13 protein-coding genes are annotated in these 15,449 nt (G+C 69.6%); 5 read left to right on the top strand and 8 right to left on the bottom strand.

All coding sequences use genetic code 11. The features are described 5' to 3' along the window. Positions 1-76 precede the first annotated feature (76 nt). Positions 77-3,469: a S8 family serine peptidase gene (locus AB0N66_RS14730; RefSeq protein ID WP_365433438.1), complete on the top strand. Its 3,393-nt coding sequence runs from the start codon at positions 77-79 to the stop codon at positions 3,467-3,469. Positions 3,470-3,633: 164 nt separating this feature from the next. Here the strand turns inward: AB0N66_RS14730 and AB0N66_RS14725 are convergent, their stop codons facing one another. The 7 genes from AB0N66_RS14725 to AB0N66_RS14695 all read right to left on the bottom strand — a co-directional run bounded on the left by AB0N66_RS14725 (position 3,634) and on the right by AB0N66_RS14695 (position 11,410). After that, positions 3,634-5,151 (bottom strand): hypothetical protein, encoded by a 1,518-nt coding sequence (locus AB0N66_RS14725; RefSeq protein ID WP_365433435.1) that lies wholly within the window; start codon positions 5,149-5,151, stop codon positions 3,634-3,636. A 425-nt stretch (positions 5,152-5,576) separates the two neighbouring features. Further along, positions 5,577-6,125 carry an ATP/GTP-binding protein gene (locus tag AB0N66_RS14720; protein WP_365433661.1) on the bottom strand — a complete coding sequence of 183 codons (549 nt, stop codon included), beginning with the start codon at positions 6,123-6,125 and terminating at the stop codon, positions 5,577-5,579. Positions 6,126-6,183: 58 nt separating this feature from the next. After that, entirely contained in the window at positions 6,184-6,483 is a 300-nt protein-coding gene (locus AB0N66_RS14715; RefSeq protein WP_365433658.1) for a DUF742 domain-containing protein, read from the bottom strand. 89 nt (positions 6,484-6,572) lie between these two features. Beyond that, positions 6,573-7,043, bottom strand: a complete 471-nt coding sequence (locus AB0N66_RS14710) for a roadblock/LC7 domain-containing protein (protein ID WP_365433432.1) — start codon at positions 7,041-7,043, stop codon at positions 6,573-6,575. Beyond that, positions 7,040-9,400: a nitrate- and nitrite sensing domain-containing protein gene (locus tag AB0N66_RS14705; RefSeq protein WP_365433429.1), complete on the bottom strand. Its 2,361-nt coding sequence runs from the start codon at positions 9,398-9,400 to the stop codon at positions 7,040-7,042. The genes AB0N66_RS14710 and AB0N66_RS14705 overlap by 4 nt, the downstream gene beginning before the upstream one ends. 629 nt (positions 9,401-10,029) lie before the next feature. Further along, positions 10,030-10,416: a hypothetical protein gene (locus tag AB0N66_RS14700; RefSeq protein ID WP_365433426.1), complete on the bottom strand. Its 387-nt coding sequence runs from the start codon at positions 10,414-10,416 to the stop codon at positions 10,030-10,032. Between the two features lie 184 nt (positions 10,417-10,600). Further along, positions 10,601-11,410, bottom strand: a complete 810-nt coding sequence (locus tag AB0N66_RS14695; RefSeq protein WP_365433422.1) for an SAM-dependent methyltransferase — start codon at positions 11,408-11,410, stop codon at positions 10,601-10,603. Between the two features lie 154 nt (positions 11,411-11,564). Here AB0N66_RS14695 and AB0N66_RS14690 point away from each other — a divergent pair, with 154 nt between their 5' ends. Next, the gene (locus AB0N66_RS14690; RefSeq protein WP_365433419.1) at positions 11,565-12,020 is read left to right on the top strand and encodes an RpiB/LacA/LacB family sugar-phosphate isomerase; all 456 of its coding nucleotides are present in this window, start codon (positions 11,565-11,567) and stop codon (positions 12,018-12,020) included. A 47-nt stretch (positions 12,021-12,067) separates the two neighbouring features. Here AB0N66_RS14690 and AB0N66_RS14685 read toward each other — a convergent pair whose 3' ends face one another. Then, positions 12,068-12,754, bottom strand: coding sequence for a DUF2848 domain-containing protein (locus tag AB0N66_RS14685; RefSeq protein ID WP_365433416.1), 687 nt, complete (start codon positions 12,752-12,754; stop codon positions 12,068-12,070). Positions 12,755-12,875: 121 nt separating this feature from the next. Between AB0N66_RS14685 and AB0N66_RS14680 the strand changes: the two genes are divergently transcribed. The 3 genes from AB0N66_RS14680 (at position 12,876) to AB0N66_RS14670 (ending at position 15,442) form a co-directional block, all read left to right on the top strand. Then, a complete protein-coding gene (locus AB0N66_RS14680; RefSeq protein WP_365433413.1) occupies positions 12,876-14,231 on the top strand; it encodes an MFS transporter in 1,356 nt (451 codons plus the stop codon). Positions 14,232-14,297: 66 nt separating this feature from the next. Next, entirely contained in the window at positions 14,298-15,101 is an 804-nt protein-coding gene (locus tag AB0N66_RS14675) for a nitrilase-related carbon-nitrogen hydrolase (protein WP_365433410.1), read from the top strand. Further along, positions 15,098-15,442, top strand: coding sequence for a cupin domain-containing protein (locus tag AB0N66_RS14670; RefSeq protein WP_365433407.1), 345 nt, complete (start codon positions 15,098-15,100; stop codon positions 15,440-15,442). Before AB0N66_RS14675 ends, AB0N66_RS14670 begins: the two co-directional genes overlap by 4 nt. The last annotated feature ends 7 nt before the right edge of the window (positions 15,443-15,449 follow it).

Raw genomic sequence — 15,449 nt, 5'->3', positions numbered from 1 at the left:
CCTTGTCGTGCACATACTGTGTGATCGGGAGCCCGATGAGGCTTCCCTTCACAATGACTTCGTCAGGGGCACGGAATTGAATAGACAGCCGAGCAGCAGACCGCGCCGAATACGCGCCATTTCGGTCGCCGCGGCGTCGGCCACGGCACTCGTCGCCGGACTGGCCGTGATCCCGGCAGCCGCGGCGGGGAGTACCACACCGTCCCCGCAGACTGCCGCGGAGGTGCAGACCGAGACGGACGCGAGCACCGTACGGAACTGGATCACCCTCGTCACCGGCGACCGGATCGCCGTGGACGACGAAGGCCAGCCGGTCTCCGTGGAGCGACCCGAGGGCCGCGAAGACATCCCGATCCAGATCGAGAGCGTCGAGGGCCACACCTACGCCGTGCCCGCCGACGCCGAGCGCCTGGTCCAGCAGGGCCGGGTCGACCGGCGGCTCTTCGACCTCACCACGCTCAGCGAACCCGAGTATGTGGCCCAGCAGCGCGACGGCCTCCAGCTCATCGTCACCTACCAGGGCGCCCGCCCCGCCGCACGGCAGGACGTACGCGCCGCGGGCGACAACAAGCTGCGGCGTTCCTTCGCCTCGATCGACGCCGACGCCGTGACCACCCCGCGCGAGGACGCCACGGCCACCTGGGACGCGCTCACCAGTGAGCCCGCGAGCGCCGCCCCCTACCGTACGGCCGCGTCAGGGATCGATTCCGTGTGGCTGGACGATATCGTCCAGGCCGACCTGGACAAGAGCGTGCCGCAGATCGGCGCCCCGACGGCCTGGCAGGCCGGCTACAACGGCGCGGGCACGACGATCGCCATCCTGGACACCGGCGTGGACCAGACCCACCCGGACCTCGCAGGCCAGGAGATCGCCGAGAAGAACTTCTCCACCTCCCCCGACTCCAAGGACCGCGTCGGCCACGGCACCCATGTCGCGTCCACCGCCGCCGGCACGGGGGCCAAGTCCGCGGGGAAGTACACGGGCGTCGCACCGGGTGCGAAGATCCTTGACGGCAAGGTCCTCAACGACCTCGGCTCGGGTGCCACGTCCGGAATCATCGCAGGTATGGAGTGGGCCGTCGCGCAGGGTGCCAACGTTGTCAACCTGAGTCTGGGCACAGTCGACACCCCGGGAATCGACCCGCTGGAGGAGGCGGTCAACCGGCTCTCGGCCGAGAGCGACACACTGTTCGTCATCGCCGCGGGCAACTCCGGTGTCGGAGCCGGCGCCGGAACGATCAACTCGCCCGGCAGCGCCGACGCCGCGCTGACCGTCGGCGCCGTGGACAAGACCGACAAGCTCGCCTCGTTCTCCAGCCGCGGCCCGCGACTGGGCGATGCCGCGATCAAGCCTGATGTGACCGCGCCCGGCGTGGACATCGGCGCCGCCGCGGCGGCCGGCAGTGACGCCGCGAAGAACGGCACGCCCGTCGCGGACGGCTATGTGGCCCTCTCCGGGACATCCATGGCCACGCCGCATGTCACCGGCGCGGCCGCCATTCTGGCCCAGGAGCACCCCGACTGGACCGGAGAGCAGATCAAGTCGACGCTGACCGGTTCGACGGTCTCCGGTGGCTACACCCCGTTCCAGCAGGGCACCGGCCGCATCGACCTGGCCCGGGCCATCGACCAGAACGTCACCGTCGAGCAGAACTCGCTCTCCTTCGGCCGGCAGCAGTGGCCGCACACAGACGACGAACTCCTCACCAAGGGCCTCACCTACCGCAACGTGGGCACCGAGCCCGTCACCCTCGACCTTTCGGTGACAGCCACCGGCCCCGACGGCAAGCCCGCGCCCGAAGGCGTGTTCACCGCGGAGGACGCGCAGTTGACCGTGCCCGCCGGTGGCGAGGCGTCCACCACCGTCAGCGCGGACACGCGCGTCGGCACGCTGGACGGCGCCTACAGCGCGTACGTCACGGCGACCGGCGGCGGTCAGACCGTGCGCACGGCGGCGGTCGTCGAGCGCGAGATCGAGTCGTACGACCTGACCTTCGAGCACATCGGCAAGGACGGCGCGCCCGCCACGAGCTACAAGACCCACTACGTGGGCGTCGGCGGACTCGGCAAGAGCCGCTGGGGCGATCTCGGCAACGTGACCGGCACCGACAGCATCCGGCTGCCCAAGGGTCGCTACTTCGTCAGCACCTCCTTCTACGTCTTCACCGGCTCCGTCTGGACCGGCGCGGACGTGATCAACCAGGGCAACCTGCAGCTCGACCACGACACCAAGGTGACCATCGACGAACGCACGGCCAAGCCCGTCGACATCACCCCGCCCGATCCGAAGGCGACAGCCCTCTCGGCGTACGTCGGCGCGGAGATCAAGACGCCCGAGTACTGGACCAGTGCCGCGTGGCTGCTCACCAACTTCAAGACCTTCACCTTCGGCACCGCGCACCTCGGGGCCGACGCTGCCCCCGGCGAGCTTCAGCAGCGGATCCAGGCCACCTTCCTGAACACCGCGGACTCGTCCGAGTACGACCTGGCGTACCAGGCCGCGGGGACCCGATACACCGACGGCTTCATCCGCAGCCCGAAGTCCGGTGACCTGGCGACGCTCTCCCTCCGGCTCGGCTCGCCCGCCCCGAACAAGCGCGCCTATCTGTTCCTGCAGGCCGACACGGGCAACGGACCGACCGGGGCCGCGTACATCGTCAGCCGCAACCTTCCGTACGAGGGCAAGTTCTATGTGAACACCGACAACGCCATCAAATGGCAGGTGGACTTCCGACGGTACGACACGGCGACCAATCTCTTCGAGGCCCAGTACGTGAGCCCGTACGCGGCGTACGAGCCGGGCAAGAGCTACCAACGCTCCTTCGCCGTCGGTGTGTTCGGACCGAACCTCGGTACGGGACAGGGGCTGTCCCGCACCGGTGACAAGATCACCGGCACGGTCCCGCTGTTCGCGGACAGCGACGGCAACTCCGTTCCGCTGACGTACGCCTCGGCGGGGACCTCGCTCACCAGGAACGGCACCGAGATCGGCACCAGCGCCGATCCGCTGACCGGCACCGCGTCCTTCACGGTCCCGGCCCGCTCCGCCGCGTACCGGCTGACCACCACGGCCACCCGCGCCGCGGGCACCCCGGTCTCCAGCAAGGTCACCGCCAGCTGGACGTTCCGCTCGGAGAACGTCGCAGAGAAGACCGCGCTGCCGGTGTCGGTGGTGCGCTTCGCCCCGCCGCTCGCGGCGGACACCACGGCCACCGCGGGCTCGACCCTGAAGATCCCGGTGACCGTCCAGGGCGCGGCGGCCGGCAAGCATCTCGCCTTGCTGCTCGTGTACGTCTCGTACGACGAGGGCGCGCACTGGACCCTGCGTCCGGTGATCGGCGGCAAGGTCTCGGTCAAGACCCCGCAGGCGGGCGGCAGCGTGTCGCTGCGCGCCAAGGCGGTAGACAACCATGGCAACACGGTGGATCAGACGATCCTCCGCGCGTACACGGCCCGGTGGCCCCGGTAGCCAGGAATCCGACGCCAACCGCTCCCGCGCAGCGCTACGGCCTGTGCGGGAGCGGTTTTGCGTAGGCGAGCTCGAAGAACCGGCGGTGAGGCCGGAGTTCAGGCGGGCCTCTCCGCCTCCATGACGGTTTCCCAGTCAGGCAGGGATGTTCGGGCCCTTGTTTCTCATCGGCCGGGCACCAATTCCGACATGACGGCCGGTGGCAGAGACGGATTGGACGCCGCGGCTTCCGCCACCTGCCAGTCGTCGTGCGAGAGCAGTTCGACCATGACGTGCGGAGGCAGGGCGGGATGGCCGGCTGCCAGGCTCCGGGCATCCCGGCTCGCCAGGCAGGCGAGCAGCGACGGGGCCGTCGCGTTGCGGTGCCGGGCGATCTCGCGGAAGACCTTGTGCCCCGGCGGTTCGTGCCCGGCCAGGTCCTCGAGCAGTGCTGCCGACGCGTCGGGGTTGGCGGCCACCTTGGCGATGACCCGCACTCGGTGCCGGTCCACCATGGCCCGCAGTTGGGCCTCGGAGAGACCCGGATGCCGTGCGATGGACTTGACCACCTTGGCGTCGGGGTCGAGGGCCAGCGCATCACGGATCCCGTTCGGCAGGTCGCGCCGTTCGGCGAGGACCATCCGCAGCGCCGGGTTCTTCGACCTGGCCATTTCCTCCACCTCGGCCGGAGAGGCGGCGGCGATCCGCGGCAGCGGATGTGAGCTGATTCTGATCTCGGCGGCCAACTGGTCCAGTACATCGAGCGGTACACGTGGATTGTGCGCGAGCCTGCGCCGTACGTCATAGCCGTGATCGGCGGCCAGCGCGCGGATCTGGGCGTCGCCGATCGAGGGGTTCTCGGCGAGTTCCCCCCGGACACCCGCATCGGGGTCATCGACGAGCCGTCCCGCTACCTCTGGCGGCAGGTCGGACCGGGCAGCGAGTTGCTCGCGCAGCAGCATCGAAGGGTGGTCGGCGAAGCCGACGACAGCTCCGGCAGGCGTGGCCGGGTTCCGCAGTGCCGCCAACTGCATGTCGTGCACGGTGGACTCGTGGGAGCCGTCACAGGAGGCACCCGGCGGCAGATCGCAGTCGGTCAGCGAGCATTCCTGGTCATGCACGAAGGGCGTAGCTTCACGGTCGCAGACCAGACACCGCTCTGCCGGAGGCAGCCCCTCGCCGGTGACCAGCATCGCCAGCACCGCCGGCGGCGTCGCTTCATTCGCGGCCAGGGCCCTGCGGACCTCGGCATGCGGATGGCTCGCGAGCCGAGCGGCCATGTCCGCCGTTGTCCACAGCGCGAGTTCGGCGACCACCCGGACATCCGGATCGGCGGCGAGCGTCTCCACCACATCGGGCGGAAGACCGGGGCACGCGGCCAGCTTCTCCCGGTGCTCGACGGCGGGATCCATCGCGAAGAGGCGTGCCCACTCCGGCCGACCGGAACGTTTGTCGAGCAGCGCGAGCGCGGCCCGCGGCTGTGCCACCGGATCGACGTCGGGGGCGGTCAGCCGCCCCACGTACGCCAGTTGTACGGCGGTGTCGTCGGCCCGCGAGGCCAGCGCAACCATTTGCACATGGCTGAGGTCCGGGCGAAGAGCGAGCGCCGAGTCGACGGCGGTGTCCGCGACGGCGATCAACCGGTCGATCAGCTCAGCGGGCAGAGCGGGGTTGGCGGCGAGCCCGCACAGGACTGGGTGCACAGGGGCATCCTGCCCGGATGCTGATCGAAACACCCGTGGATTTCGGTGCCCAGGCCGAGGCGCTTCGATCTCGTCGAAGGAGCGACAAGCTCGGGGCTGTGCCAGGGAGAGGGCGAAAACCGCTTCCTCAGGTCTGGGCGGGGTACGCCCAAGTGGGCATCGGAGGGCACGGCCTGCCAGTCGTGAGGTACGTCCGCCGGGCCGGCCAGGTCACCGTCCACGCGGGCCGCCGCTGCGTCCAGGTCAAGGGCGCGGTGTACGGCGAAGATCCTTAAGTGATCGGGCGTCGCCCCGGCCACAGTCCAGCAGGACACGTCGAAGGCGGAGCCGCTGGCCCGCCACGATGTGAAGCTCGACGTCCGTGAGGCCACGTCAGTGCGGCAACAGTGCGGTCCAGGGCTGCTGTCCCGGACCGCACCGCTGTGTCAGTGGCGGATCGGGAGCGGCACGCGACCGCCCATCAGCCGGTTGACGAGGGCGAGCAGCAGATCCCGGCTCGCCCCTCGTTCGCGCAGGTCGCCCATGACCACGGGGACGGCCGGGTCGAGGTCGAGTGCGTCCTTGACCTCGGACACGGTGCGGTCCTGTATTCCGTGGAAGCAGTTGACGCCGACCACGAAGGGGACGCGGCGGCTCTCGAAGAAGTCGATCGACGCGAAACTGCTCTCGAGTCGCCGGGTGTCCGCGAGGACGACGGCACCGAGGGCACCGTGCACCAGGTCGTTCCACATGAACCAGAAGCGTTCCTGACCGGGGGTGCCGAAGAGGTACAGGACGAGCTCGGAACTCACCGTGATCCGGCCGAAGTCCAGCGCTACGGTTGTGGTGGTCTTGTCCTCCACTCCGTCGAGGTCGTCCACCCCGAGGCCCGCGACGGTCAGCTGCTCCTCCGTGTTCAGGGGCGGGATCTCGCTCACGGAGCCGACCATGGTGGTCTTGCCGACGCCGAACCCGCCGGCGATCAGGATCTTCATCGCGGCGGGTGCCGTGGCCGTCCCCGCCTCCGACACCGGTACCCCGGTCTGCTGTTCGTCAGAGTCTGAGTAGGGCATCCTTCACCGCCTGAAGAAGAATCAAGTCCGGTTCCTCGCCGGCCACCACAATGAGCGGTGGCCGGATCGCCACTCGTCCGATGCCGAGCAGGTCGTCGACGAGGATCTTCGTGACCGCAATGGGTTGCCGTAGCATGGCGGAGACCTCGGCGAGCGCCACGGGTGTGCGGCACTGCTTCAGAATCAACCGGTGTTCGGGTTGCAGGTTGCGGTCGCCCTGTTGGTCGCCGAGGCCGGCGACAGTGGCGATCACCGTGATGAGGGTGAGGTCGCCTCGCACCGAGGCGGTGCGACCCTGGGTGACCGTGTATGCCCTGACGAGGCTTTCCTCGGAGTCATCGTCGTCCGCCGCCGCGTCGGCCCAATGTTTCACTCACGTCCTCCCCCCGTTCCTGCCACGCCGGAGCGGGAGGATCCCCAGTCCTGCGCAAGCCCCTGGACGACCCGTACTTCGGTGCCCAGATGCTGTCCCACTTGCTGTACGAGGGTGTCCATCGCCACGGCCATCACCTCCGCGTCCACCTCCTGGTCCGCGACGACCGCCAGGTGGGTGCCCCGGCCGGCGGAGCTGATGAACAGCCACAGTTCCTCGAGTTCGATGATCAGCTGGCGGACCGCACCGCCACCGAACACCTCGCCGACTCCGCGCGCCAGGCTCTGCTGCCCGGTGGCGATGGCGGCCAAGCGTTCGGCGTCGACCCGGGCGATGCTGCTGGACTGACTGACGACCAGACCGTCGTCGGACAGCACCACGGCGTTCCGGGTGCCCGGGACCTGGTCGACCAGACGATCGAGCAGCCAGTCGAGGTCAGAGTTGGTGGCAGTGCTTCGCAGAGTCATCGTCCGTCTTCCTTCCGGGTCCGTTCGGGTCCCGGTGCGGGATCGTCGCGTTGGTGTTCGGGGGTGTGTCTGAGCCGGGCGGCCCGGGACTGGCGTTGGAAGGCGCCGGCAGTGGCGCCGGGGCGTGCCCCGTTCCGACGGGGCAGAGGCTGGGCTTCGGCCGTGTCCGTGTACGGCGCCTCGGGGTGCGCGGGGGGAGGCTGCCGGAGTTCGCTGGCGAGGCTGGCCTGCCGTACTCGCCGGGGCAGTGGGTCGTTGGCCTGCCTCGGAGCCGGAGCCGGAGCTGGAGCCGGAGCGGGCCGGGCCTGCGGCTCGATCCAGGGACCGACGAGCGGACGGATGAACTCCTCCCGGTCGCCGGGCCGGAGCCGCGGCCGTAGATCCGGGTGGGTGTCCGCCTGGGCGGGCGTGCTGTGCAGCGCGAGCTGGTCGGGGTAGGTATGGAAGGCGTCGGTCGAGATTTCCTCCGACAGCGGTCCCCCGTCGGTGATCAGCTCCCCGGGCACCAGGACGACCACCCGCGTGCCCCCGAAGGACGAGGGCCGCAGCTCCACCTTGAGACCCAGGTTGGCGGAGAGCCGGGCCACGACGTACAGCCCCAGCCGGGCGTCGTCGGCGCGGGACATGACGTCCATCCGGGGCGGTTCGGCCATCAGCGCGTTGGCCGCGTCGTACTGCTCGGGCTCCATGCCCATGCCGCGGTCCTCGATCTCGATCGCGACGCCGCGGCCCACCTGGGACACGGTCACCTCGACCGGCGTCGGCGGCTTGGAGAAGGACACCGCGTTCTCCATCAGCTCCGCCAGCAGGTGTGCCACGGGACCGACGGCGCGCTCGGACAGCCAGGCCTCGACGTCGATGTCGATCCGGATGCGGCGGTAGTCCTGCACCTCGCTCTGCGCGGAACGCAGGACGTCCAGCAGCAGTACGGGCCTACGCCAGCGGCGCTGCGGCTGTCCGTTGCCGAGGATGACCAGGTTCTCCTCGTAGCGGCGCAGCCGGGCCGCCAGGTGGTCGAGGTCGAAGAGACCTTCGAGGACCGCGGGGTCCTCGTGCTGGCGCTGCATCTCACCGAGCCGCCTGAGCTGCATGCCGATGAGCAACTGGGTCCGCCTGGCGATACGTTGCAGCAGGCGCTCGAAACCGCGGTACAGCTCGACCTCTCGTACGGCGATCTCCAGGGACGAACCGCGGGCCTGGTTGAGGGCCTGGCCGAGCTGGCCGAGTTCGTCGTCGGCGTGGCGGATCTCGGGCAGTTCGGCGTCGGTGTCGACCTTCTCGCCCCGGCGCAGCCGCTCCACCATGTCGGGCAGCCGGGTCTGCAGTTCCAGGGCCTCCGAGCGGAGCGCGAAGATCCGCAGGCGCAGGATTCCGGTCAGACGCAGTGTGAACAGGAGCAGCAGCAGCACGGCAGCCGCGCTCGCGGCGGCTGTGATGATCAAGGTTTGCACCAGGCCGTCGAGTTCGCCGTTGGTGACGGCGTCGAGGTCGGAGGCGACCGCGTCGCCGGCCTTGTCCAGCTCGGGTGTGATGTCGGTGCGGACCTGCTGCCACTGTAGGCCGACCGAGGCGGCCACGGGGGTCCGGCCGGCCTCGTCCTCCTTCTTGGTGCTGAGGAGGCCTGTCTCGATCCCGACCTTCTCCTTCCAGTCGGCACTGGAGAGCACGCTCTCGTAGGACTTGGCCAACGGCGCGGGCAGCTGCGCCACGATCTTGTCGTCGTAGATGTGCCGCTGGGCGCCGATCGCGCCGGCGAGCTGGAAGCGCTGCTCATCGGTGAGCCGGCCGCTCGCCACCCCGGAGGCGATGATCGCGTCCTCGCGCGCGATCATCTCCAGGCCCCACGCGGCGTCGAACGTCGGCCGGCTGAGCGCGGCCTGTTCGCCGAAGCCCACGTTGCTGAAGCCCTCGAGCATCTCCAGGTCCCAGGTGATGATCTCGGTGTAGTCGTCGAAGGTCTGATCCGGGTCGGCGGATCCCTGGTCCAGGGCGTCGCGCTGGTCGGGCAGTCGCCGCATGGCCTGGTCGAGCTTCCGGAACGTTTCGTCAAGATCCTCCGGTACGGAACCGGACAGCGCGTCGAGGCGTCGGACGGCTGTGTCGGTGAGCCCACGCTGACGCGTCAGTTCGGACCGGTCCGCCTGGGGAGCCGACAGCGCCGTCGAGGTCAGCCGCCGCTCCGTCTGCGCAGCGGAGATGACGCCGAGAAGCGGCTCCGTGAAGCGCTCTGTCGACCCCTGCCGGTCGTGGACCTCACGCCACTCCCCGTACTGCTGGGCCGAGTCCGTCGCTGCCAGGGCGACCAGGACGAGGCAGGGCACCAAGGCGAGTGCGAACAGGATCGTCCGCAGCGACATCCGGCGCTTGGGAACCGTCTCTTGACCTGGCGGACGGCTCGCGGGTGGTGCGGTTCGTGCGTGGAGTGCCACTGGGGTCCCCGGCGTGTGAGTGATGACGGACCGTGCCTGGAAGCGGTGGTCCGAGTCATGACAGGGGGGAGCCTACAGAATGGATAAACGATCTCAATACGGTTCGGCTGATTGGTACGTTGACAATATTCCCAGAAGGGACTTCCGCGCGGCGTGTCTCTCGCACAGCGGCCGGACGCAGCCCACCGGGTGCTCCCCGCCGAACTGGACGTAAAGGGCGGTGTCCGCGGAGCACTTGGCCCGTACGGTGCCGGCTCCACGAGGCGTGGCTCCTGGTGAAGGACCACGTCGTCCAGCTCTGGAAACCGAGGACCAAGGCAATGGACGACCAGTTCAGGGCGACGGCCAGGCCCTCGATCAGTTCCACACGCCGCCTACGCAGACCTGTGGTGGTGGCGCCGACGCCCTCGCATCCTCACCGGAGACCTGGGCCACGCGCTCCGTTCTGCCGGCGCCATCGGTATCGATCGGGACAAGCCGTGACCTGACCGAGAGCAGTTGCAGGACAGTCCTTAGATGAGCCGACTCATGAGGTTGCCAGCACGCATTTCGGACGTTCACAGCACGGTGAAGCTGTCCTTGACCACGCTGTAAGTCTTGAGCGCCTCGGTCTCGATGTCGGACTGATACCAGGTGCCGATCCGGTACGACTTGCCGTAGGCGATGAAGCCGACGAGTAGCGCGTGCCAGTGCGTCCCTGTAATTGTGAAGGTGTACTCCCAGACGACCGCAGGCCAGCCGCGGAAGGTGGCCTCTGTCAGGCGAATCTTCCAGTAGTCCGGGCCCTGGCGGGCGTTCTGCTCCGAGGCCTGCCATGTCTCCATCAAGTTGCCCGAGGCTAAGGCAGAGTTGGCGACAACCTCCTGTTTGCCGTCCGGCGAGATGTAGTGCACATCGGCGCCGGGGTCTTCACCACCCGCTGCCAGCCCTTCGGCGTGACCCACGCGAACCCGCCGGCCTCCTTGCGTGCCCCCTCGGGCAGCGTGGGCGCGGCTCCGACGACGACGGGCGAGGCCGCTGCTCTCTGGCCGTTGAGAGAGAACGACGTGCCGAACCCGGCCCCGAGGACCAGGACCCTGAGCGCTCAGTGAGTGCCGCGGCCGACGAGGACGGCGCAGCTCCGGGCCGTCAGGGTTTCCGGGCGACGGCGCCGAACTGCGGGAGTACGGCGGGGGATTCGGTGTCGGCATGCCATTGCGAGCAGGAGACGAGTCCCGGAGTGATCAGGTCCAGGCCGTCGAAGAAGGCGGTGACCTCGGCTCGGCTGCGGGCGGTGATCGGCGGGGTGGCGTTCTTGTTCCAGAAGTCCATGGCCTCGACGTTGCCCTCGCCGCCGAGGTCGGCGTCGGTGGTGGGGTGGGTCAGGGCGAGGTAGCTGCCTGAGGGGACCGCGGCCATGACGCGGCGCACGATGTCCTGTGCCTGACCGGTGTCGAGGACGAAGTTGAGGATGCCGAGCATCATGACCGCGACCGGCCGGCCGAGGTCGAGGGCAGCCGCGGCGCCCTGGACGATGGTGTCCGGTTGGTGGACGTCGGCGTCGATGTAGTCGGTGGTCCCCTCCGGGGTGCCGGTCAGCAGGGAACGGGCGTGGACGAGCACGATGGGGTCGTTGTCGACGTACACGATCCGCGACTCGGGCGCGATCCGCTGGGCGATCTGATGGGTGTTGTCCATCGTCGGCAGTCCGGTGCCGATGTCCAGGAACTGCCGTACGCCGCAGTCGGCGGCCAGGTACTGGACCGCACGTCCGAGGAACTCGCGGTCGGCGCGGGCCACGTCCCGGATGACCGGGAACATGGCGGCGACCTGCTCGCCCACCCGCTGGTCGACCTCGTAGTTGTCCTTGCCGCCGATCCAGTAGTTCCAGACCCGGGCATTGTGCGCCACCGAGGTGTTCAGCCTTGCCGATCCGTCCGGTCGCCGACTCTCACTCACGTCTTCCCCTCTCTGTACACCCGCGAGTGTGCCGAGCGCACCCGCGGCAGCAGCGGGTCGTTGCCGCCACCGTGCTGCCAGTTGATCACGCCGAGCAGTGTCTGCGGCAGAGGTCCGAAGACATCCGGCTCATCCGCTGCGTAGTCTTCGAGACATGCGGATCTCCGTTTCCTCGGACATGGACGAACCAGTGGCCCGGCACCTCGTCACGGAGTTGCGCGGTCGCGGCCACGAGGTACTGACACACGGGGCGCTCCAGCCCGGCGACACCACCCAGTGGGCGTTCTGCTCGGAGGCGGCGGCCCGCGAGGTCGCCACCGGGGCCTCGGACCAGGCCGTCGTCTGCTGCTGGACCGGCACCGGCGCGTCGATCGCCGCGAACAAGGTGCCGGGGGTACGAGCGGCCCTGTGCACGGACGCGTACACGGCGGACGGCGCACGCCGCTGGAACGACGCCAATGTGCTGGCGCTCAGCCTGCGGCTGACGTCCGAGCCACTGCTCAGGGAGATCCTCGACGCCTGGTTCGCCGCCGGGCCCGGCGCCGACGCCGACGACCGGGAGAACGTGGCCCACATCGGGCGCCTCGACCTCGGCAGGACCGCCCCGTAGCGGAGCCCGGCCACCGCTACGGGACTCCGGCGCCCGTAGGACCTGTCCTAGCCGATCGGTTCGGGCATCGGAATCACGTCGTAGGCCAGGCGGATGGTGTCTCCGGTCGCCGGGTCACCCAGCTCCACGCGCCAGGTCTCGGCGAACTGGTCCACGTCCTCGGTCATCGGGATGGTCCCGGAGATGAGGACGGTGCCGGGGATCAAGTCGCCCCGGGAGCGCAGCACTTCGGCCCAGTAGCCCGGAGTGAGCAACTCGGCGAGCGTGCCGTTCTGGATCTCGGACTCCTTGCCGTCGTGGGTGACCCAGGCCCGCAGAGTGAGCTCGTCGAGGCGCGCTTCCACATCCGCCAGCCGCCAGGCGCGGCGGGCGAGCACGTCCGGGCCCGCGTTCTTGCTCCAGGCGACCCCGTGCACTTCGAGATCCCGGTCGGTGTGGTCGCAGGCGGCGGTGAGCAGCAGTTCTCCGTCCGCGGCGACGATCAGGGCCCACTCGGCCTCGCCGGAGGTGTGGGCGTGCTGGGCGGCGACGGTGTCGGTCTGCTGGGCGAGGTAGGGGGAGACGGGATAGAGCGCCGGGGTCACCGACGGCGCGGGCACGCCGAGCTCGGCCAGCTCGGCGACGTGCGCGGCGACATCCTGCTGGCTGCGCCCGGCGTACCCGGCGTTGAGTACCTGCCGGACATCGACATCACGGACAGAACCATCGGGCAGTTCGAAGGTCAGCACGGCCACGGGAACTCCTGGAGACATCGGTTTCGAAGCGGTTAACTTCCGGCGCAGGGGTTGCGCATACGACCTGTATACAAGAAGTATGCCGAAAGGTCGACGTCCCCCGACGCAAGGAACAGGCAGCATGCAGCACACCCAGCAGGCCACGGAGGCGCCGCCGCCGGGCCGCTCCGGCATCCGCCGCGCCTTCTTCGCCAGCCTCACCGGCACCGCCCTGGAGTGGTACGACTTCGCGGTCTACTCGGCCGCCGCGGCGCTGGTCTTCGGCGACCTCTTCTTCCCCTCGGAGGACCCGCTCACCGGCACTCTCCTGGCCTTCTCCACCTACGCCGTCGGCTATCTCTCCCGTCCGCTCGGCGGCTTCGTCTTCGGCAGGCTCGGCGATGTCATCGGCCGCAAGAAGGTCCTCATCGCCACGCTGGTCCTCATCGGCGCGGCCACCTTCCTGATCGGCCTGCTGCCCGCCTACGGCACCGTCGGTATCGCCGCGCCCATCGCCCTGGTCGTGCTGCGCTTCGCTCAGGGCGTCGGCGTGGGCGGCGAGTGGGGCGGCGCCGTCCTGCTGTCCAGCGAGTTCGGCGACCCGCGCCGCCGCGGCTTCTACGCCTCCGCCGCACAGGTCGGACCGCCCGCGGGCAACCTCCTGGCGAACGGCGTCCTGGCCGCCCTCGGCGCACTGCTGACGGAGGATCAGTTCCTGTCCTGGGGCTGGCGCGTCGCGTTCCTGCTGTCCGGCGTTCTGGTCGGCTTCGGACTGTGGATCCGGGCCAAGCTGGAGGAGACACCGGTGTTCAAGGCGATGCAGGCCGAAGAGTCCCGGCCCGAGGCGCCGATCCGCGAGGTGTTCACCACCCAGCCCCGCGCCCTGTGCGCGGCCATCCTCTGCCGGGTCGGCCCCGACGTGCTCTACGCGATGTTCACCGTCTTCGTCCTCACCTACGCCACCGACCATCTGGGCATGTCGCGCGGCTCCGCCCTGGCCGCCGTACTCATCGGCTCCTCACTCCAGATCTTCCTCATCCCGCTCGCCGGAGCGCTGTCCGACCGGGTCAACCGGCGTCTGCTGTACGGCGGCGCAGCCGTGGCGGCGGGCGTGTGGCCGTTCGCGTTCTTCCCGCTGGCCGACAGCGGCAGCTGGCCCCTCCTCGCGTTCGGCGTCGTCGTGGGTCTGGTCATCCACTCCGTCATGTACGGGCCGCAAGCGGCCTTCATCGCCGAGCAGTTCTCGCAGAAGCTGCGCTATACCGGCTCCTCGCTGGCCTACACGCTCGCCGGCCTCATCGGCGGCGCGGTCGCACCGCTGCTGTTCACCGCCCTGCTGAGCTCGTACGACAGCTGGGTTCCGCTGGCGCTGTACATCGCCGTCGCCGCGGCCGTCACCATCACCGGCCTGTCCCTTGGCCGGGACGCCGACCACGCCGTCGACGAAGACACGCGTCGCGTCGCGCACGCATCCGAGCACGCCGCCAAGGTTTCCTGATCCCGCGCCGACACCCACCCGCATCCGTCACGACCACGCATCCGTCACGACGCAGAAAGGCCGCCCGTGCGTATCGCTTTGAGCCAGTTCACCAGCGGACCCGAACCCGAGAAGAACCTCGCACTCATCGAGGACGAGACCCATCGTGCCGCGGCGGCCGGAGCCCGCGTCGTCGTGTTCCCCGAAGCGTCGATGGCCTGCTTCGGTACCCCCTTGGCGCCGATCGCGCAGCCCCTCGACGGCGCCTGGGCGGACGCGGTGCGCGCCATCGCCGCCGCGGCCGGCACCGTCGTGGTGGCGGGCATGTTCACCCCGGCTCCGCACGGCCGGGTGGCCAACACCCTGCTGGCCACAGGGCCGGGCGTCGAGGCCACGTACGACAAGATCCATCTGTACGACGCCTTCGGCTACGCCGAGTCGGACACGGTCGCCGCGGGCTCGCGGATCGTCACGATCGACATCGACGGCGTACGCATGGGACTGGCCACGTGCTACGACGTGCGCTTCCCCGAACTGTTCCGGGCGCACGCCGACGCGGGAGCCGTATCGACGCTGCTGGCGGCGTCCTGGGGCGCCGGTCCTGGCAAGCGGGAGCAGTGGGATCTGCTGGTCCGTGCTCGCGCCCTGGACGCCACCCTCTGGGTCGCGGCCGTGGACCAGGCCGACCCGGCAGCCGGGGGAGTCGTCGCGCACTCCTCGGTTCCCACGGGTATCGGGCACAGCATGGTGGTCGGCCCCGACGGGACCGTACGCGCCGGCCTGGAGGCGGAGCCGGGTCTGCTGATCGCCGAGCTGGATGTCGACGAGGTCGCGGCGGTCCGCAAGAAGACGTCGGTGCTGGCCAACCGCCGCCTGGGGCTGGCGTCATGAGCAAACCGGAGCTCGAGTTCCACCTGCCCGCGGGACCCTGGACAGCGCCGGCCGGTGCCGTCGAGGGGATCGAAGAGCGCGTACTCGCCGAGGACGCGTCCGGTGCGCACCGCACCACGCTCGTCCGGTGGGCGCCGGGCACCGACACGTCCGCCGACGGCGTGACCCGGCACGACTTCTGGGAAGAGGTCTGGATCCTCCAGGGCGATATGCATGACCTCACCCTTGATGAGACGTTCCCGCAGGGCTCGTACGCCTGCCGCCCACCGGGGATGCCGCACGGCCCCTGGACGACGGCCGAAGGCGTCACCATGCTCGTCTTCACCTACCCGCAAGGGTGACTCGCTC

This window comes from Streptomyces sp. NPDC093544 (assembly GCF_040683495.1).
Classification (GTDB): domain Bacteria; phylum Actinomycetota; class Actinomycetes; order Streptomycetales; family Streptomycetaceae; genus Streptomyces.
The sequence above is the reverse complement of the archived record's forward strand: the minus strand, read 5'-3'. Positions and strand labels throughout refer to the sequence as shown.

Bases quoted from the DNA above. Each gene is read 5' to 3' on its own strand.
- AB0N66_RS14720 (WP_365433661.1), bottom strand. From the start codon at position 6,125: ATGAAGATCCTGATCGCCGGCGGGTTCGGCGTCGGCAAGACCACCATG.
- AB0N66_RS14710 (WP_365433432.1), bottom strand. From the start codon at position 7,043: ATGACTCTGCGAAGCACTGCCACCAACTCTGACCTCGACTGGCTGCTC.
- AB0N66_RS14705 (WP_365433429.1), bottom strand. From the start codon at position 9,400: ATGTCGCTGCGGACGATCCTGTTCGCACTCGCCTTGGTGCCCTGCCTC.
- AB0N66_RS14690 (WP_365433419.1), top strand. From the start codon at position 11,565: ATGCGGATCTCCGTTTCCTCGGACATGGACGAACCAGTGGCCCGGCAC.
- AB0N66_RS14680 (WP_365433413.1), top strand. From the start codon at position 12,876: ATGCAGCACACCCAGCAGGCCACGGAGGCGCCGCCGCCGGGCCGCTCC.
- AB0N66_RS14670 (WP_365433407.1), top strand. From the start codon at position 15,098: ATGAGCAAACCGGAGCTCGAGTTCCACCTGCCCGCGGGACCCTGGACA.